General features: G+C 70.2%; 13 protein-coding genes and 1 tRNA gene. 5 read left to right on the plus strand and 9 right to left on the minus strand.

Translation table 11 applies throughout. The features are described 5' to 3' along the window. Positions 1-253 precede the first annotated feature (253 nt). The 3 genes from L6Q21_RS02400 to L6Q21_RS02410 are packed head-to-tail and all read left to right on the plus strand — an operon-like array spanning position 254 to position 5,081. Complete coding sequence (locus L6Q21_RS02400) at positions 254-1,117, plus strand: hypothetical protein (protein ID WP_237828873.1); 864 nt, start codon at positions 254-256, stop codon at positions 1,115-1,117. Beyond that, complete coding sequence (locus L6Q21_RS02405) at positions 1,117-3,522, plus strand: efflux RND transporter permease subunit (protein ID WP_237828875.1); 2,406 nt, start codon at positions 1,117-1,119, stop codon at positions 3,520-3,522. Before L6Q21_RS02400 ends, L6Q21_RS02405 begins: the two co-directional genes overlap by 1 nt. After that, entirely contained in the window at positions 3,519-5,081 is a 1,563-nt protein-coding gene (locus L6Q21_RS02410; RefSeq protein WP_237828876.1) for a M48 family metalloprotease, read from the plus strand. The genes L6Q21_RS02405 and L6Q21_RS02410 overlap by 4 nt, the downstream gene beginning before the upstream one ends. Before the next feature lie 288 nt (positions 5,082-5,369). Here L6Q21_RS02410 and L6Q21_RS02415 read toward each other — a convergent pair whose 3' ends face one another. From L6Q21_RS02415 to folK, 3 genes are all read right to left on the minus strand, one after another. Continuing rightward, positions 5,370-6,914 carry a S10 family peptidase gene (locus tag L6Q21_RS02415; RefSeq protein WP_237828877.1) on the minus strand — a complete coding sequence of 515 codons (1,545 nt, stop codon included), beginning with the start codon at positions 6,912-6,914 and terminating at the stop codon, positions 5,370-5,372. Positions 6,915-6,983: 69 nt separating this feature from the next. Beyond that, positions 6,984-7,059, minus strand: a tRNA-Lys gene (locus L6Q21_RS02420). Positions 7,060-7,095: 36 nt separating this feature from the next. Beyond that, positions 7,096-7,611: a 2-amino-4-hydroxy-6-hydroxymethyldihydropteridine diphosphokinase gene (folK, locus tag L6Q21_RS02425; protein ID WP_237828878.1), complete on the minus strand. Its 516-nt coding sequence runs from the start codon at positions 7,609-7,611 to the stop codon at positions 7,096-7,098. Between folK and L6Q21_RS02430 the strand changes: the two genes are divergently transcribed. After that, positions 7,610-8,275, plus strand: a complete 666-nt coding sequence (locus L6Q21_RS02430; RefSeq protein WP_237828879.1) for a uracil-DNA glycosylase — start codon at positions 7,610-7,612, stop codon at positions 8,273-8,275. The genes folK and L6Q21_RS02430 overlap by 2 nt on opposite strands. Here L6Q21_RS02430 and L6Q21_RS02435 read toward each other — a convergent pair. The 3 genes from L6Q21_RS02435 to L6Q21_RS02445 are packed head-to-tail and all read right to left on the minus strand — an operon-like array spanning position 8,265 to position 11,170. After that, on the minus strand, positions 8,265-9,314 hold the full coding sequence (locus tag L6Q21_RS02435; RefSeq protein WP_237828880.1) for a Kelch repeat-containing protein: 1,050 nt from the start codon (positions 9,312-9,314) through the stop codon (positions 8,265-8,267). The genes L6Q21_RS02430 and L6Q21_RS02435 overlap by 11 nt on opposite strands. Continuing rightward, positions 9,314-10,177, minus strand: coding sequence for an N-carbamoylputrescine amidase (aguB, locus tag L6Q21_RS02440; protein WP_237828881.1), 864 nt, complete (start codon positions 10,175-10,177; stop codon positions 9,314-9,316). Before aguB ends, L6Q21_RS02435 begins: the two co-directional genes overlap by 1 nt. Positions 10,178-10,207: 30 nt before the next feature. Next, a complete protein-coding gene (locus tag L6Q21_RS02445; protein WP_237828883.1) occupies positions 10,208-11,170 on the minus strand; it encodes an agmatine deiminase family protein in 963 nt (320 codons plus the stop codon). 103 nt (positions 11,171-11,273) lie between these two features. Between L6Q21_RS02445 and L6Q21_RS02450 the strand changes: the two genes are divergently transcribed. After that, positions 11,274-11,495 carry a hypothetical protein gene (locus L6Q21_RS02450; RefSeq protein WP_237828885.1) on the plus strand — a complete coding sequence of 74 codons (222 nt, stop codon included), beginning with the start codon at positions 11,274-11,276 and terminating at the stop codon, positions 11,493-11,495. A 61-nt stretch (positions 11,496-11,556) separates the two neighbouring features. Here L6Q21_RS02450 and L6Q21_RS02455 read toward each other — a convergent pair whose 3' ends face one another. From L6Q21_RS02455 to L6Q21_RS02465, 3 genes are read right to left on the minus strand one after another with little or no spacing between them, the layout of a single operon-like run. Continuing rightward, positions 11,557-12,579, minus strand: a complete 1,023-nt coding sequence (locus L6Q21_RS02455; protein ID WP_237828886.1) for an ABC transporter ATP-binding protein — start codon at positions 12,577-12,579, stop codon at positions 11,557-11,559. 10 nt (positions 12,580-12,589) lie between these two features. Next, on the minus strand, positions 12,590-14,176 hold the full coding sequence (locus L6Q21_RS02460; protein ID WP_237828887.1) for an ABC transporter permease: 1,587 nt from the start codon (positions 14,174-14,176) through the stop codon (positions 12,590-12,592). Beyond that, positions 14,167-15,183: an extracellular solute-binding protein gene (locus L6Q21_RS02465; RefSeq protein WP_237828888.1), complete on the minus strand. Its 1,017-nt coding sequence runs from the start codon at positions 15,181-15,183 to the stop codon at positions 14,167-14,169. Before L6Q21_RS02465 ends, L6Q21_RS02460 begins: the two co-directional genes overlap by 10 nt. Positions 15,184-15,220 lie beyond the last annotated feature (37 nt).

The raw sequence follows: 15,220 nt of genomic DNA on the forward strand, positions 1-15,220 counted from the left end.
CAAACGGACATAAAATTGAAAAACTACTTGTCAGCCATTCCGCACATTGGCGTAGATCGCCGATATTTCGGCTTGCCAACAGAGTTCGCGTCTTTCACCAAGAGTCCGGTTGAGTCGGGGCGGCCTTCGCGGGCTGGAAGGGATGCGGCGGCGCAAGCGGGCCCCTTTCTTTCCGGCCAGGGTGGGCGCCCCGGCTGTCGAGCAGATTGGGGGCAATCACGATATGGTTATAAAAGGTCCGGCGCTGTGCCTGATGGCCATGCTGGCCGCAGTCGCCACCGATGTGCGGGCGCAGACGGCCGAAGCCGAAACCCCCTGCCTGCAGGCGTTGCGCGCGGAGCAGGCCAAGGCCCCGCCCAAGAAGAAGAAATCCAACACCGGCAAGGCCGTGCTCGGCCTGCTGGGCGGCGGCGCCGGCACGCTCATCGGCAAGGCCGTCTGCGGCAAGGGCAACACCGGCTGCATCGTCGCGGCTGCCGCCGCCGGCGGCAGCCTCGGCGTGGCGCTCGGCAAGAAGCTGGACGAGAAGTCCGAGAAGAAGCTGACCGAAGCCTCCTATGCGGCGGCGCTGAGCGGCCAGCCGGCGGCGGTCTCCCTCACCAACGGCTGCGCCATCGCCGACACCGTCACGCCCGTGGAGCTGGAGGACCGGGAGGTCGTGCTGGCCTTCGCCGGCGGCGTGGCCAGGCCGACCGAGACGCTGACGACCATCGCCAAGTGGCAGGCCCCGGGCGGCACGGTCGCCATGTCCGCCACCCCGGCGCCCGCGAAGAAGGGCGGCGCCACCCTTCCCGCCGGCAAGCCGGCCTTCGTCATGGGTTCGGTGGCGGACGGCCGCTACCTCCTCGTCGGGCGCGAGGATGCCGAAAACGGCAAGGCCGCCGCCGGCTATGTGCCGGCCAAGGGCTGGACCGCCATGGAAGAGCCGGAGAATCCCGCCGCCCAAACCGCGGCCGCCGGGCAGGTGAACACCGTCACGCTGAAGGCCGCCGTCCCCTGCTGGGTCACGCGCACCACCCTGCGCAGCGAAGGCCAGAAGGCGCAGCAGGACACGACGGACATCCGCTACTGCCGCCTGCCCGACGGGAACACGGAAACCGTTCTGGCCAGCAGCTGATGCAGCCGGAAGGCGGGGCGCCGTCGGCAGGGACGGCCGCAAGGATCGCGCATGCCCTGATCGAGCGGCGCTGGCGGCTGCTCGCGCTTGGGCTGCTACTGACGGCGATCTGCGTCGCCGGACTGACCCGGCTGGACATAAGGCACGACTATCGCCTGTTCATCGATCTCGACGACCCGGAGCTGCAGGTCGCCGACCGGCTGCGCGACCGCACCGCCGGCGGCCGCGAGCAGCTGGCGCTGATCTACGTCCCGGAATCGGGCAAGCTGTTCGAATCCACCTCCATGCTGCAGCTGGCGAAGCTCGCCGACCGGGCAAGCCGCTTCCCGCATGTGGAGCAGCCCCAGTCGCTGATGACGGCGCAGAAGCTGGTGCGGATCGCCGATGCCCCGGCAGGCGCTCGCCCGCGCGACTCCTGGGCGGTCGTCCCCTTCATCCACCCGGACGGCCTGTTCGACGACGCCGGCCTCCGGCGCATGTCCGCCGACGCGGCGGCGCTGCCGGGGATCGGCGGGCGGCTGGTCGCGCGCGACCAGAGCAGCGCCCTCGTGCTGCTGGCCGCCGACCTCGGCGACGAAAGCCATGCGCGCGAAGCGCGGATGGACGAGATCCTCGCCAAGGTGGAGATAGCCCGCGAGGATCTGCAGGGCCTCCGCCCGGGGGACCGGGTGGAGCTGGTGGGGGCGGCGATGTTCGACCGCTCGCTCGCCGACATATTGGTGGACGACGCCATCCGCCTCGCCCCGGTGGCGCTCGGCCTCTATTTCCTGCTGCTGTTCCTCCTCTTCCGCTCCGTCCCGCAGGCGCTCCTGGTGCTGATGATCGTCGTCGCCGCCTCGGCGTCGGCGCTGGGGATCATCGCCTGGATGGGGGTCACCACCACCGTCCTCGCCTTCTCGGGCCTGCTGCTGGTGGCGACGCTCGCGGTCGCCGAGGCGCTGCATCTGGTCAGCGGCTACACCTCCGCCCAGCTCGACGGCCATCCGCCGCTCGACGCCATGCGCCACAGCCTCGACCACAATTTCTGGCCCATCCTCGTCACCAGCCTGACGACGGCGGTGGGCGAGGCGGTGCTGCTGTTCTCCACCTCGCCGGCGGTGCAGGACATGGGGCTGGTGATGATCGTCGGCGCCATCCTCGCCTTCGTCTTCACCCTCGCCTTCCTGCCGGCGCTGCTGCCGCTGACGAAGAGCAGCCGCCGCTCCGGCTTCGGCTGGATGCAGCCGATGTTCGAAGGAGTCGCCGACCGGAGCGCGCGGCGCCCGCACGCGGTGCTGGCCGTCACCGCCTTCCTCTGCCTGCTGATCCTTCCGGGCATCGGCGTCATGACGCTGCACGACAGCATGCCCGGCTGGTTCTCCGAGCGCACCAGCTTCCGCCAGGGGCTGGACCGGCTGGATTCCGGCTATGGCGCGGTCAGCCAGTTCACCGTCGCCAGCCCGGTCGACACGGCGCTGCGCAACGCCGGCTCCGCCTGGAACGGCGACAGCGACGATCCCGGCCTCAGGGCCGAAGCCGCGCTCGACGGCCTCATCGCCCAGACGCCCGGCGTCGCCCGGGTCACCGGCCCTTCGAGCGCCCGCGCCGCGCTGGAGGCAAGGCTGGCCTCGGCCCCGCCGGAGGAAACCAGCCTCGCCCTCCCCGCGACGCTCGTGCAGGAGGCGGTCACCTCCGGCCGGCCGTCGCCGGCCATGCTGGAGTCGGCCGGGCTCGCCACCCCCACCGAAGCCGGCCGCCGCGACCATCTGCTGCGGCTGGTGGAAATGCGGGAGAAGGACAATGCCGCGATCCTCTCCACCGTCACGGGCGTCCGAAAGGCCGTGGCCGATTCCGGGCGCGAGGCCGAGGCCGGCGGCCTGCCGGTGGTGTTCGCCAGCCTCGGCGACCGCAACCTGCGGGCCACCGTCGGCGGAACGCTGATCACCGCCATCGGCATCACGCTCTGCCTGATGATCGCCTTTAGAAGCTGGCGGCTGGGGCTCTTGAGCCTCATGCCCAACCTGCTGCCGGTGTTCCTGGTGTTCGGCGCCTGGGGCTGGTTCTCCGGCACCATGAACCTAGCGGCCACCACCGTGCTGGCGGTGGCGCTGGGAATCGTGGTGGACGACACCACCCACATCTTCCTCCGCCACGACCGTCTGGTCCGCCAGGGCGTGCCGCCGGTCGAGGCCAGCCGCCGCACCGTCTCGGAAGTGGGGCCGGCGATCACCGTCACCAGCCTGGTGCTGGCGGCCGGCTTCTTCCTGCTCGGCCAGTCGGATTTCGCGCTGACGGCGCAGCAGGCCAACATGATCGGCGCCGCCATCCTGGCGGCCGTCCTTTTCGATCTGACGGCGACGCCCGCCATGCTGGCGCTCGCCGACCGCCGGAAAATCACACCAGCCGCAGAGGATGCCGGGGCATGACAGGAATTGCGCGCAGCACAGGCGAAGGCCGTCGCAAAGGATCGGCGGCAAAGCTGCTCGCACTCTGCCTCGGCGTGGGGCTGGCGGCGCCGGCGCTGCCACAACAATCCGGCTTTCCCTTCCCCTTCCCGCTGCCCTTGCCGCAGGCGGGCGGCGCCGGCCTGCCGCGCATGCCGTTCAACCTGCCCTTCATCGCCCCGCCGCTTCCCGCCGTCCCGGCCGACAGCGCCGGCCGGCGGCAGGTGATCGCCCAGGAAGGCGCGCCCATGACCGGCCCGGCCGCCGACCTCGTGGCCCGCAGCATGGAGGCGGTCTCCACCGCGACGCGTCCGGTCTCCCCGCCCGGCGGCTTCCGGGTGACGCTGATCGACTCCCCCGCCGTCAATGCCATGGCGCTGGGCGACGGCAACATCTTCGTCACCCGCCAGATTCTGGCGCTGATGAACAGCCCGGAAGAACTGATCGGCATCCTCGGCCACGAGGTCGGGCATGTGATGGCCCGCCACAGCCTGTTCGACGCCACCACCGGCACCGGCCAGCGCGGCTCGCTGGGCCTGCTCGGCGCGATCGCTCCCGATGTCGCCAAGGCGCTCGGCCTTTCCAGCACCCTCGCCCTGCGCGTCTTCGACCGCGCGCAGGAACATCAAAGCGACGTCACGGGAACCAAGGTGCTGGCCGACATGGGGCTGGACCCGATGGGCATGCACAGCGGCATCGCCCTTCTGGAGCGCGACGCCGTGCTGCAGCAGCGGATCAGCGGCCCGGTGCGCGAAACCATGATGGACTATTGGCTGCGCACCCACCCCGTGAGCGGCGAGCGGCTGCAACTGATCCAGACGGCCGCCGCCATGGCACCCGTCGCCGGCCCGCCCCGCAAGCTGGACCGGCAGGCGTTCCTGCGCACCCTCGACGGCCTGCCCTTCGACGACGGGCCGGCGCAGGGCGTGGCCGAAGGCGGCGTGTTCCGCCAGCCCGGCCAACGGCTGGCGCTGACCATCCCCCAAGGCTCGAAACTACTCGGCGGCGGCAATCGGCTGGCTCTGCTGGCGCCGGGCGGCGGCAAGGCGATGGTCGTCACCGTCTCGGAAAAGCTGCCGACGCAAAGCCTCTTCGCCGCCGCCTGGAAGTCCGAGCTCGGAAAATATGGCGCCGCGCCCACCCCGGCGCCGGTGGCGCTGCCCGGCGGCACGCCCGCACTCTACGGCGCGCGGGAATTCAAGGTCGAGGGCAAGCCGGTCACCATCGGCCTGCAAGTGGCCCCCTGGCGGGACGGGCGGCATATCGTCATGCTGCTGATCGCCCCCCCGGGCGGCTCGCAACCCGCGCTCGACAGCTTCCGCACCTCGCTCCGCCCGATGACGGCCGCCGACGACGCCGCCTTCCGCTACCGGGTGATCCGCGTCGTCACGGCCGGACCGAACGACAATGTCGCCACGCTGGCGCGGCGCATGGCCTATGCCGACCATGCGGAAGACAGATTCCGCGCCCTGAACGGCCTCGGCGCCAACGACCGCCTGGCGTCCGGGCAGATGGTGAAGCTCGCGGTCTGGAATCGGTAGCCCCCCGGCGCCGATGGCTTTGCCGGCGAGGTTCGAAGGGGCTCTGCCCCTTCACCCCGGCAGGGGAATGATTCCCCTGCACCCCCGGTTCTCGGGATAGGCGGGGAGGTTCGGTTTTCGGGGTTTCGATTGCCTGCGGCGCGGGCCTGTTCCAGCGCCGCAGGCAATCGATAATCGTCGCACGCACAAGATCGCCGCTCTGGCGCCGAGTTGAAGATCGGGGGTGCAGGGGAATCATTCCCCTGCCGGGGTGAAGGGGCAGAGCCCCTTCGAACCTCGTCGGCGCACCTACCGCCCGGTGGTCCCTTCCCGGATGAAGCTCCGCACATCGTTCGACAGCTTCACGAGGTCCGCCTCCCGCACATACATCATGTGCCCGGAGTCATAATATTCGTAGCGGATGCGGTCCTGCGGGATTCCGGTTCGGGAAAGCGAATATTCGGCGGCGAAGAAGGGGGTGGCGAAGTCGTACCAGCCCTGCCCCACGAACACCCGGAGGCCGCTGTTCTCCCGCAGCGCCCGGCCGATATAGGGGGCGACGTTCAGATAGGCGTTGGCGTCGCGGCCGCCGATCCGCCAGTCCCAGTCGCGCACGCCGCCGATACTCACATAGTCGCGCGGCGGGGAGAATTTCAGCTCCTCGCGCGCATAGGCGTTCATGGCCGCGGTGTAGGCGGCGTCGATGCCGTAGAAGCTCGGATCGTTGTCGGGCTTTTCGCCGGCGCTGTCATAGTCCTTGCCGGTGTAGCGCGCGTCCAGCCGGCCGACGGTCAGGCCCCGGTCGCGCAGCAGTTCCTTGTAGAAGCGGCCGGGCACCACCCGCAGGTCGGCGCGCTCCAGGAAGGCCTCGGAAAGGCCGGTGTAGCGGGCAAGCTGCGCGCGGATCTGCGCCCGCTCGGCGGCCGGCAGCTTCTGCCCTTTGGCGAGCGCGGTCAGATAGGGGCCGATCGCCCACTGCCGGGCTTCCTCCACGAAGGCGGGCAGGTTTTCCGGCCGGTCGGGCACCTTGCCATGATACCAGGCGGTCGCCGCCATGGAGGGCAGGTTGGTCACATGCACCAGCTCATTGCCCTCCGCCTCGGACCCCAGCGCGAAGTCCAGCACGGTGGAGATCAGGATCAGCCCGTTCAGCCCGACGTCGTTGTAGCTGCCTTCCAGTTCCCTCACCAGCGCGGCGGTGCGGGTGGTGCCATAGCTTTCGCCGCCGATATATTTCGGGCTGTTCCAGCGGTCGTTGGCGTCCAGCCAGCGGCGGATGAACTGGTTGATGGACTTGGCGTCGGCGGTCACGCCCCAGAAGATCTTGGGGTCGGTCTCCCCCAGCGCGCGGGAAAAGCCGGTGCCGACGGGGTCGATGAAGACGATGTCGGTCACGTCCAGCAGGCTGTGCGGGTTGGCGACGATCGGATAGGGCGGCGCGCCATCGTCGCGGCCGTCGTTCGGAACCACCACGCGCTTCGGCCCGAACGCCCCCATGTGCAGCCAGAGCGAGCCGGAACCCGGCCCGCCGTTGTAAAGGAAGGTGATCGGCCGTCCCGGCTCCCGCCCGTCCTTCACATAGGCGGTGGAGAAGATGGCGGCGGTGGGCTTGCCTTTCTCGTCGGTCAGATAGGTTTCGCCGGTGGTGGCGGTGTAGCTGATCGCCTTGCCACCGAACACGCCCTTGTGCTTCGTCACCGCAACCACAGGCGGCGGAATCTCGGCCGCCTTCTCCTTCCCGGGCTCCGCGCCCTTCCCGGCCTCGGCGGGTTTCGGTTGCGCGGCAAGCGCGGCGGGCAGCAGGGCGGAGATCAGGACGGCGGCGCCGAAGCGGGCAAAAGATTTCACAGGCATGGCCGATAATCTGCCGGCAGAGGCGGCGGCCCGCAAGTCTTCGGTCGGTCACACATATGTGGAAAAGCTTGGTGGGCTCGCCGGGACTCGAACCCGGGACCTACAGATTAAAAGTCCGTTGCTCTACCAACTGAGCTACGAGCCCGCACCAAGGTGGTGCCCCTTAAAAGCTCATCCGCCGCTAATCAACCGCCCTTGGCTTTTTCAGGCGGGCGCGCATCTGCCGCACCGAAAGACCCGTCCGCGGATGCCGCCACCCCGGCCAGACCGTTTCCAAGGGCCCCAGCACGAAATCGCGCTGCTGCAGGCGCGGGTGCGGCACTTCCAGCCCCTTCAGGCGCAGCTGCGCATCCCCAAGCGCGATCAGGTCCAGATCCAGCACCCGCGCGCCCCATCTACGCCCCCGCCGCCGCCCGAACGCCCGCTCCAGCCGCTTCAGCAGCGCCAGCAACTCCAGCGCGCCTCCCCGCCAGCGCCCCTTCAGCGCCGCATTGGCGTAGCGGCGCTTCGAAGGCCCGAGCGGCGCCGTCTCGACGATCGGCGAAAGCCGCTCCACCTCCAGCCCGGCGGCCCTGAGCGCCGCCACCGCCGCGCGCAGCACCTGCCTCGGCCGGCCATGGGTTCCGTGTGGCACATTGCTGCCCAGCGCCACCGCGACTTCCACCGCCGGCCGCCGCCTGCTAACCGGCTCAGCCATGGAACCCGGCCGCGATTGCCCGCTCTGCCCCCGTCTCGTCGAACATCGGCAGGCCCTGCGCCTCCGCCAGCCGGACTGGCACAACGCCCCCGTCGGCGCCTTCGGCGACGCAGGCGCATGGCTGGCGATCGTCGGCCTCGCGCCCGGAGAGCGCGGCGCCAACCGCACCGGCCGCCCCTTCACCGGCGATTTCGCCGGAGACCTGCTCTACACGACGCTTGCCGAAGCCGGGCTCACCCAGGGCGCCTATGCCGGCACGCCTGACGACGGCCTCGCCCTCGTCGGCACGCGGATCGTCAATGCGGTGCGCTGCCTGCCGCCGCACAACAAGCCGGAGCCGCTGGAAATCCGCACCTGCCGCCCGTTCCTGGAGGCGGACCTGAAGGACATGCCCAATCTCAAGGTGGTGCTGGCGCTGGGGCAGGTGGCGCACCAGTCGGCGGTGAAGGCGCTGGGCGGCAAGCTGCCGAAACACCCCTTCGCGCATGGCACCGTCCACCGGCTGCACACCGGCTACACCCTCGTCGACAGCTACCATTGCAGCCGGTACAATCAGAACACCGGCCGGCTGACGGCCGAAATGTTCCGGGAAGCCGTGCAAGCAGCGCTCAACGAACGCCTCAGCCCCGTGGAGACGACGCCCGGAGGGCGCCTCAGCGCCTGAGGATATAATGCGCCGGGCGGGTATGCCGCCCCCCCACTTCCGAGGCCCCGCCCAGGAGGTGAATGGCGCCGTCCGCCGCCACCGCGCCCAGCCCGTGCAGCGGCGCCGGCATTTCCGGCCCTTCCGCCCAATTGTCGGTCAGCGGATCATAGACGAACACCTCCGAATGCGCCCGGCCTCCAGCGCCGAAGCTTTCACCGCCGAAACACCACAGCCGCCCATCCATCACCGCCGCCGCATGGCCGCCGCGCGCGGCCGGCATCGGCGCCAGCGTCACCCAGCGCTCGCGCGCCGGATCCCAGGCCTCGTGCGCGGTCAGATTTTCCAGCCCGCCCGACTTCACCACGCGCCCGCCCGCCACATGCAAGCGCCCGTTCAGCACGGCGGAAGCCGAGCTGTTGCGCGGCGTCGGCAGCGGCGGCATCGCCACCCACTGCTTCGCGCCTGGAGACAGCCGCCACGCCGCCCCGGTGTCGCGATGGTCGGGGTAGCTGCCGTTCTGCCCGTCCCATGGCGTGCGACCGCCGGCGATCAGCAGGTCGCGCCCCACCAGGCCGCCGGCCACTTCCGCCTGCGGCGCCGGCAGCGACGGCGCGGCGCGCCAGGCCCCGCGCGGCGAATCCAGCACCCAGCATTTCGCCTGCATCTGCCAGATCGCGCCTGGAGACGCGACGAAGCCGCCGATCGCCAGAAGCCGCCCCGCCTGCACCGTCAGGAAGGGGTGGTGCAGCGCCTCCGGCAGGCTCGGCAGATCGCGCCAGCCCTTGCCCAGCGGCGGCATGGAAACGACGCTGCTCGTCGGCCACAGCGCCCCCAGATTGGCGACGAACTGCGGCCCGCGCGCGCGGAAACCGCCGCCCGCCACCAGCTCGCCGCGCCAGAGCGTCGGGTAGATCTCCTGCACCGGATAGGGCAGCGCCGTTCCCTCCACCCATATGGCGGTTTCAGGCGCGGCCGGATTGCGCCGCTCGTCCGCCGCCCGCGCCGGCATCGCCGCCATCGCGGCCGCCCCCGCCAGCAGCTCGCGGCGCGCCAGCATCAGATATCCTCGGCCAGCCGGCCGTAGAGGCCGGGCCGCCGGTCGCGGAAGAAGCCGAAGGCGGCGCGATGCCGCGCGATCTCCGCCAGATCGAAAGCGGCGGTGATCACACCCTCGCCGGCCGTGCCCAGTTCCGCCACCATGTCGCCGCGCTGGTTGCAGATGAAGCTGTTGCCATAGAAATGCGCGCCCGCGCCGTCGGCGGTCGGCTCGCTGCCGACGCGGTTGGCGGCCACCACCGGCACCACGTTCGAAACCGCATGCCCCACCATCGCCCGCACCCAGAGGCGCCGCGTGTCCAGCTCGGGGTCGTGCGGCTCGTTGCCGATCGCGGTCGGGAACATCAGCAGGTCGGCGCCCATCAGCATCATCGCCCGGGCCGTTTCCGGATACCATTGGTCCCAGCAGATGCCCACACCGATCACCCCGTGCGGCGTCGGCCACACCTTGAAGCCGGTGTTGCCGGGGCGGAAATAGAATTTCTCCTGATAGCCCGGCCCATCCGGGATATGGCTCTTGCGGTAGACGCCCTGCACCATGCCGTCGTCGCCCACGAAGGCGAGGCTGTTGTAATAATGGTGCCCGTCGCGCTCGTAGAAGCTGGTGGGGATGAAGATTCGCTCGGCCCGCGCCACTTCCCGCGCCGCCTCCACCGCCGGATGGCTGGTCACCGGCGCGGCGGTCGCGAACAGGCCCTCATCCTGGGAGGTGCAGAAATAATGCCCCTCGAACAATTCGGGCGGCAGCACGACCTGCGCGCCGTTCGAGGCCGCCTCGCGCACCAGCCGCATCGCCGTGGCGATATCGGCATCGCGCCCGCCCGACATCGCCATCTGCACCGCGCCGACGTTCAACATGCCCAAGGCCCTTTCGAATAGTCCATCGCCCGCAACTCAGGCCGGCACCTGCTGGGTGATGCAGTGGAAGCTGCCGCCGCCCGTCAATATATGGTTGGCGGCAAGGCCCGTCACCTTGTGGCGCGGGAAACAGCGGCGGACCGCCTCCAGCGCCTTCGCGTCGCTCGGCCCGCCGTAAAGCGGCACCACCACCTGCCCGTTGGCGACGATCCAGTTCATATGGCTCGCCGGCACCAGCTCGCCGTCCATCTCATAGGCGCCGACGGAGGGGATTCCCACCACCGCCAGCCCGGCGGCCCGCAGCCGCTCCGCCGCCTCGGCGAACACCTCGGTGTTCGGATCGTCCAGAGTCCAGGCCTCGGGCAGCGCCACCGTGCCCGCGCCCACGAAGCGCGCCAGATTGTCCACATGCCCGTCGGTATGGTCGTTCAGCAGCCCGTCGCCCAGCCACACCACCCGCCGCGCGCCCAGCGCCGCGCCCAGCACCCGCTCGGCCTCGGCCTTCGTCCAGCCGGGGTTGCGGTTGGGGTTCAGAAGGCATTGCTCGGTCGTCAGGATCAGCCCGGCGCCATCATATTCGATCGCGCCGCCTTCCAGGATCGCGTCCACCGCGTCGACGGCGGCCGACATCAGCCCGGCGACATGCGCCCCCACCGTGTCGTCGCCCGGCAGGTCGTATTTCCCGCCCCAGCCGTTGAAGCGGAACCGCACCGCCGTGTCGGCGGAAGTGAAGATCGGCCCGGTGTCCCGCAGCCAGATGTCGCCGAAGGCGATGTCGAACACTTCGGCCTTGCCGCCGACCGCTGCCTCGGCGGCCGCCACCGCTTCGGCGCCGTCCGCCAGCAGCTTCACCGGCACGGTTTCGGCCAGTTGCCGCACCATCGCCGCCATCTCGGCCTGCGCCGGCGCCAGATCCTCCTCCCACAAGTCTTCGTGGGAAGGGAAGGCGGTGAAAAGCGCCCGTTGCGGCGCCCATTCGGCGGGAGGGGTGCGAGTCATGGCCGCCCTCTACCGTTCTTCCCCTTGAACTTCCACCTCGCCCCCACAATCTCCTCCGGCAAGAGAGAGCGGGCCCCGGAAACCACAAGGAAAGCAACTGCAAATGCTGAATGTCCTGTCCCTGCTCATCGGCATCGCCACCGGCGTCGTCGCCGTCTTCGGCCTCATCCCCTTCCTCGGCTGGGCCAACTGGTTCGTGATCCCCATCGCCGGGATCGGCCTCATCCTCGGCCTCATCTCCAAGCGGAAGGAGGGCCAGATCCTGAACCTGGTGGTGATCGCCATAGCCCTCGTCCGCCTTTCGCTGGGCGGCGGCCTGATCTGACCCGGAAAACACCCCGGCCCCTCCGCAAAGGGAGGGGCCGGCGCGCTTTCCGCTTCGATGTTCAGCCCGGGAAGAGCCTCGCCCTTTCGGGGCGGAAGGAGAAGCCCGCGCATGTCCCCGCCGCCGGCGGCGCCTTCGTCAGGCGAATGGCGATGCCGAGGCCGTTGACGGACAGTCCGACCATATGATGCGCTCCGCCGAAGGCGGTTTCGACGACGGTCGCGGCTGTTCCCTTTTCGTCCAGGCGGAAATCTTCCGGCCGCAAAAGCAGCCGCGCCGGCCCATCCTGCATATCCGGCGCGGGCACGGGGCCGAAATCCGTATGCGCCACCTGCTGCTCCACCCGGGCGGGAAGGATCACCACTTCGCCCAGCAGCCGGGCGGCCTCGATCGACACCGGATGGTGATAGCAATCCTCGGCGCCCCCGGTCTGCAGGATGCGGCCGGACGACATCAGGATCAGGTCGTCGGCGATCATCATCGCTTCTTCCGGATCGTGGGTGACGATCAGCACAGCCGTCCCCGCCGCCTTCAGGTCGGCCAGCAGCGACTGGCGCACCGAGGCGCGCAGATGCCCGTCAAGCCCGGAGAAGGGCTCGTCCAGCAGCAGCAGCGCCGGTTCGCGCGCCAGCGCCCGGGCGATCGCCACCCGCTGCTGCTCCCCGCCCGAAAGCATGTGCGGCCAGGCAGTGGCCAGCCGTTCCACATGGAAGCGCGCCAGCAGCGCCATCACCCGCTCCCGCCGGGCGGCAGGCTCCATCCCCGCCAGGCCGAAGCCGACGTTCGCCGCCACGTCCAGATGCGGGAACAGCGCGAAGTCCTGGAAGACGAGGCCGACGCCGCGATGCTCGGGCGGCACCAGCCCGGCGGGCGTCGAAACCGCCCGGCCTTGCAGCGCGATCTCGCCCGCGTCCACGGATTCCAGCCCGGCGATCATCCGCAGCAGCGTGCTCTTGCCGCAGCCGGACGGGCCCAGCAGGCAGGCGATCCGGCCGGGGTGGAGATCGAAGCTGGCGCCCGCCACCACCTGCCGCCCGCCGAAACGGCGCGAGACATCGCGGACGGAGAGGATCGGCATGGCCATGCCCGGGGGCTTAACGGCCCGGCCGCGACGCTGCAATCTGGCGTGTCAGCCAGACGACCGCCGGCAGCGACAGCGCCACGATCAGCAGGGACGGCAGGCCCGCCTGCCCCAGCCGCTCGTCCAGCGCGTAATTGTTGGCGACCACCGCCAGCGTGTCGAAATCGAAGGGCCGCAGGATCAGGGTGGCGGGCAGTTCCTTCAATATGTCGATGAAGACGATCAGACCGGCCGTCAGCATGGCGCCCCGCGCCACGGGCAGTTCCACGGCGAGCGCCGCGCCGGCTTCGCCGCGCCCCAGCGTTCGCGCCGCCTCGGTCATGGAAGGAGTCACGCGGGTGAGGCCTGCGTCGATCGGCTCCAGCGCCGCCGCCATCAGCCGCGCGGCATAGGCATAGATCAGCAACACTATGGCGACCGCCCGGCCGGAACCGGGCAGCAGCGTCCAGACCAGCCCGGCGGGCACGAGCAGGCCGATCGCCATCACCGCCCCGGGGGTCGCATAGCCGAGGCTCGCCAGCCGCGCCGCCATCGGCAGGCGGCGGGTTCCAAGCGCCAGCGTGGTTGCCAGCAGCACGGTGACGGCCGCCCCCACGATCCCGAGCGTCAGGCTGCGCGCGCCGGCGCCCGTCAGGCGCGGCCAGTCCGGCCGGGCCTCGAGCGCGGTCCACATCAGCCAGCCGACCGGCAACAGCAACGCGGCGGTCAGCAGCAGCAGGCAGAAGCCGGCGGCGAGCGCGGCGCCGGCCCCGGAAAGCGCCCTGGGCTCCAGCGCGCGCCAGCGGGCGTTGCCGGCCTCGTGCGTGCGGCCGATCCGCCCGCGCCGTTCGATCCACAGCAGCAGCGCGGCGAACGCCATCAGCGGCAGGGCGAAGCGCGCCGCGCTCGCCGTCGAGCCATAGACCGACCAGGAGCGGACGACTCCGGTCGTCAGCGTCTGCACGCTGAGGAACTGCACCGCGCCATAATCCGCCAGCGTTTCCATCAGCGCCAGCGCCACTCCGGCGGCGAGCGCCGGCCGCGCCATCGGCAGGGCGACCCGGCGCAGCGCCTGCCAGCCGTCGCAGCCCAGCATCCGCGCCGCTTCCAGCACATTCACCGACTGGTTGAGGAAAGCCGCGCGCATCGCCAGATAGACATAAGGGTAGAAGGCGCAGGACAGCACGAACACCGCGCCGCCCAGGCTGCGCATGCCGAACGGCAGGTCGAAGCCGGGCCCGGCGCGCAGCCATGTCCGCAGCCCGCCCGCCACGTCGAAGAGGTCGGCATAGGCATAGGCCAGCGCGAAGGCCGGCACGGCCAGCGGCAGCGCCAGTGCCCAGGCGAAGACATCGCGCCCGGGAAAGCGGTGCATCACCACCAGCCAGGCGGCGATGGAGCCGACGAAGCCGGTGGCAAGCCCCACCGCCAGCGCCAACAGCAGGGAGGTGGCGGCGTAGCGCAGGATGTCGCGGAGGGCGATGCCGGCGCTTTCGCCCTGCAGGGCGGCGATCAGCACCCCGGCGAGCGGCAGCGCCGCCATCAGCCCCGCCAGCGCCGCCAGCGCCATGGGGACGGAAAGGCGCCAGCCGGAGCGGAGTTGCGCCGCCGCTAGCGCCACCCCGCCGCGCTCATCATCGTCTGCGCCTCGGGCTGCCGCGCCGCGAACGCGGCGACGCCCATCGGGTTGGCGACGAAATCGGCATAGGCATCGACCGGCGGCGGCGGCGCGACATCGGGCGATGCCGGAAACTCGTTGTTCTGGCTGGCGATATGCCGCTGGGTCTCCGCCGAGCTGAAGAATTCCAGCAGGCGCAGGGCGTTATCCTTGTTAGGCGCGTTGGTCGCGATGCCGCCGCCCGAGATGTTCACATGCGCGCCCTTGCCGCCGAGGCTGGGGAAGCCGAGCTTCACCCGCTCGGTGACCTTGCGGTCCGCTTCGCTGTCGCCAGTCGCCATGCGGATATAATAATAGCTGTTGGTGAGCGCGACTTCGCAGACGCCCGCGCCCACAGCGCGGATCTGGTCGCGGTCGCCGCCTTCGGGCGGGCGCGCCATATTGCCGACGATGCCGCGCACCCATTCCCCGGCCTTGTCGGCGCCCAGTTCCTCGATCATCGCCCCCACCAGCGACAGGTTGTAGACGCTGTCCGCCGATCGCACGCAGATCTTCCCCTTGAATCGCGGCCCGGCGAGCTTCGCATAATCGTCGATCTCCTCGGGGCGGACTTTCGCGCTGTCATAGGCGACGACGCGCGCGCGGCGCATGAAACCATACCAGTTGCCATTGGGCTCCCGCAGGTTTTCCGGAATGCGGCTGTCGAGCGTCTCCGACCGGACGGGCTGGAACAGCCCCGCCTGCTGCGCCCGCCAGAGGGCGCCCGCGTCCGCCGTGATGAAGAGGTCGGCTGGGCTGCTGGCGCCTTCGCTCTTCATGCGGGCGATCAGCTGGTCGGCATTTCCTTCGATCCGGTTGATGGTGATTCCGGTCTCCCGCGTGAAGGCTTCGTAGAGCGGCAGATCGCTGTCGTAATGGCGCGCGGTGTAGAGGTTCACCTCCTTCTTGCCGCCGGCCTGCTTGCCGTCCGAGCAGGCCGTCAGGATCAGGCTGCCCATGAGAGCGATCATGAAGGTTCGTTGCGCCACATTCCATCCTTTCAGTGCA

Origin of the sequence: Sandaracinobacteroides sayramensis, from assembly GCF_022014495.1 — a bacterium.
Classification (GTDB): domain Bacteria; phylum Pseudomonadota; class Alphaproteobacteria; order Sphingomonadales; family Sphingomonadaceae; genus Sandaracinobacteroides; species Sandaracinobacteroides sayramense.

Coding starts and splice junctions, on each gene's coding strand:
- L6Q21_RS02410 (WP_237828876.1), top strand. CDS start 3,519: ATGACAGGAATTGCGCGCAGCACAGGCGAAGGCCGTCGCAAAGGATCG.
- L6Q21_RS02430 (WP_237828879.1), top strand. CDS start 7,610: ATGGAACCCGGCCGCGATTGCCCGCTCTGCCCCCGTCTCGTCGAACAT.
- L6Q21_RS02455 (WP_237828886.1), bottom strand. CDS start 12,579: ATGGCCATGCCGATCCTCTCCGTCCGCGATGTCTCGCGCCGTTTCGGC.
- L6Q21_RS02465 (WP_237828888.1), bottom strand. CDS start 15,183: ATGATCGCTCTCATGGGCAGCCTGATCCTGACGGCCTGCTCGGACGGC.
- folK (WP_237828878.1), bottom strand. CDS start 7,611: ATGGCTGAGCCGGTTAGCAGGCGGCGGCCGGCGGTGGAAGTCGCGGTG.
- L6Q21_RS02415 (WP_237828877.1), bottom strand. CDS start 6,914: ATGCCTGTGAAATCTTTTGCCCGCTTCGGCGCCGCCGTCCTGATCTCC.
- L6Q21_RS02450 (WP_237828885.1), top strand. CDS start 11,274: ATGCTGAATGTCCTGTCCCTGCTCATCGGCATCGCCACCGGCGTCGTC.
- L6Q21_RS02400 (WP_237828873.1), top strand. CDS start 254: ATGGCCATGCTGGCCGCAGTCGCCACCGATGTGCGGGCGCAGACGGCC.
- L6Q21_RS02405 (WP_237828875.1), top strand. CDS start 1,117: ATGCAGCCGGAAGGCGGGGCGCCGTCGGCAGGGACGGCCGCAAGGATC.
- L6Q21_RS02435 (WP_237828880.1), bottom strand. CDS start 9,314: ATGCTGGCGCGCCGCGAGCTGCTGGCGGGGGCGGCCGCGATGGCGGCG.
- L6Q21_RS02445 (WP_237828883.1), bottom strand. CDS start 11,170: ATGACTCGCACCCCTCCCGCCGAATGGGCGCCGCAACGGGCGCTTTTC.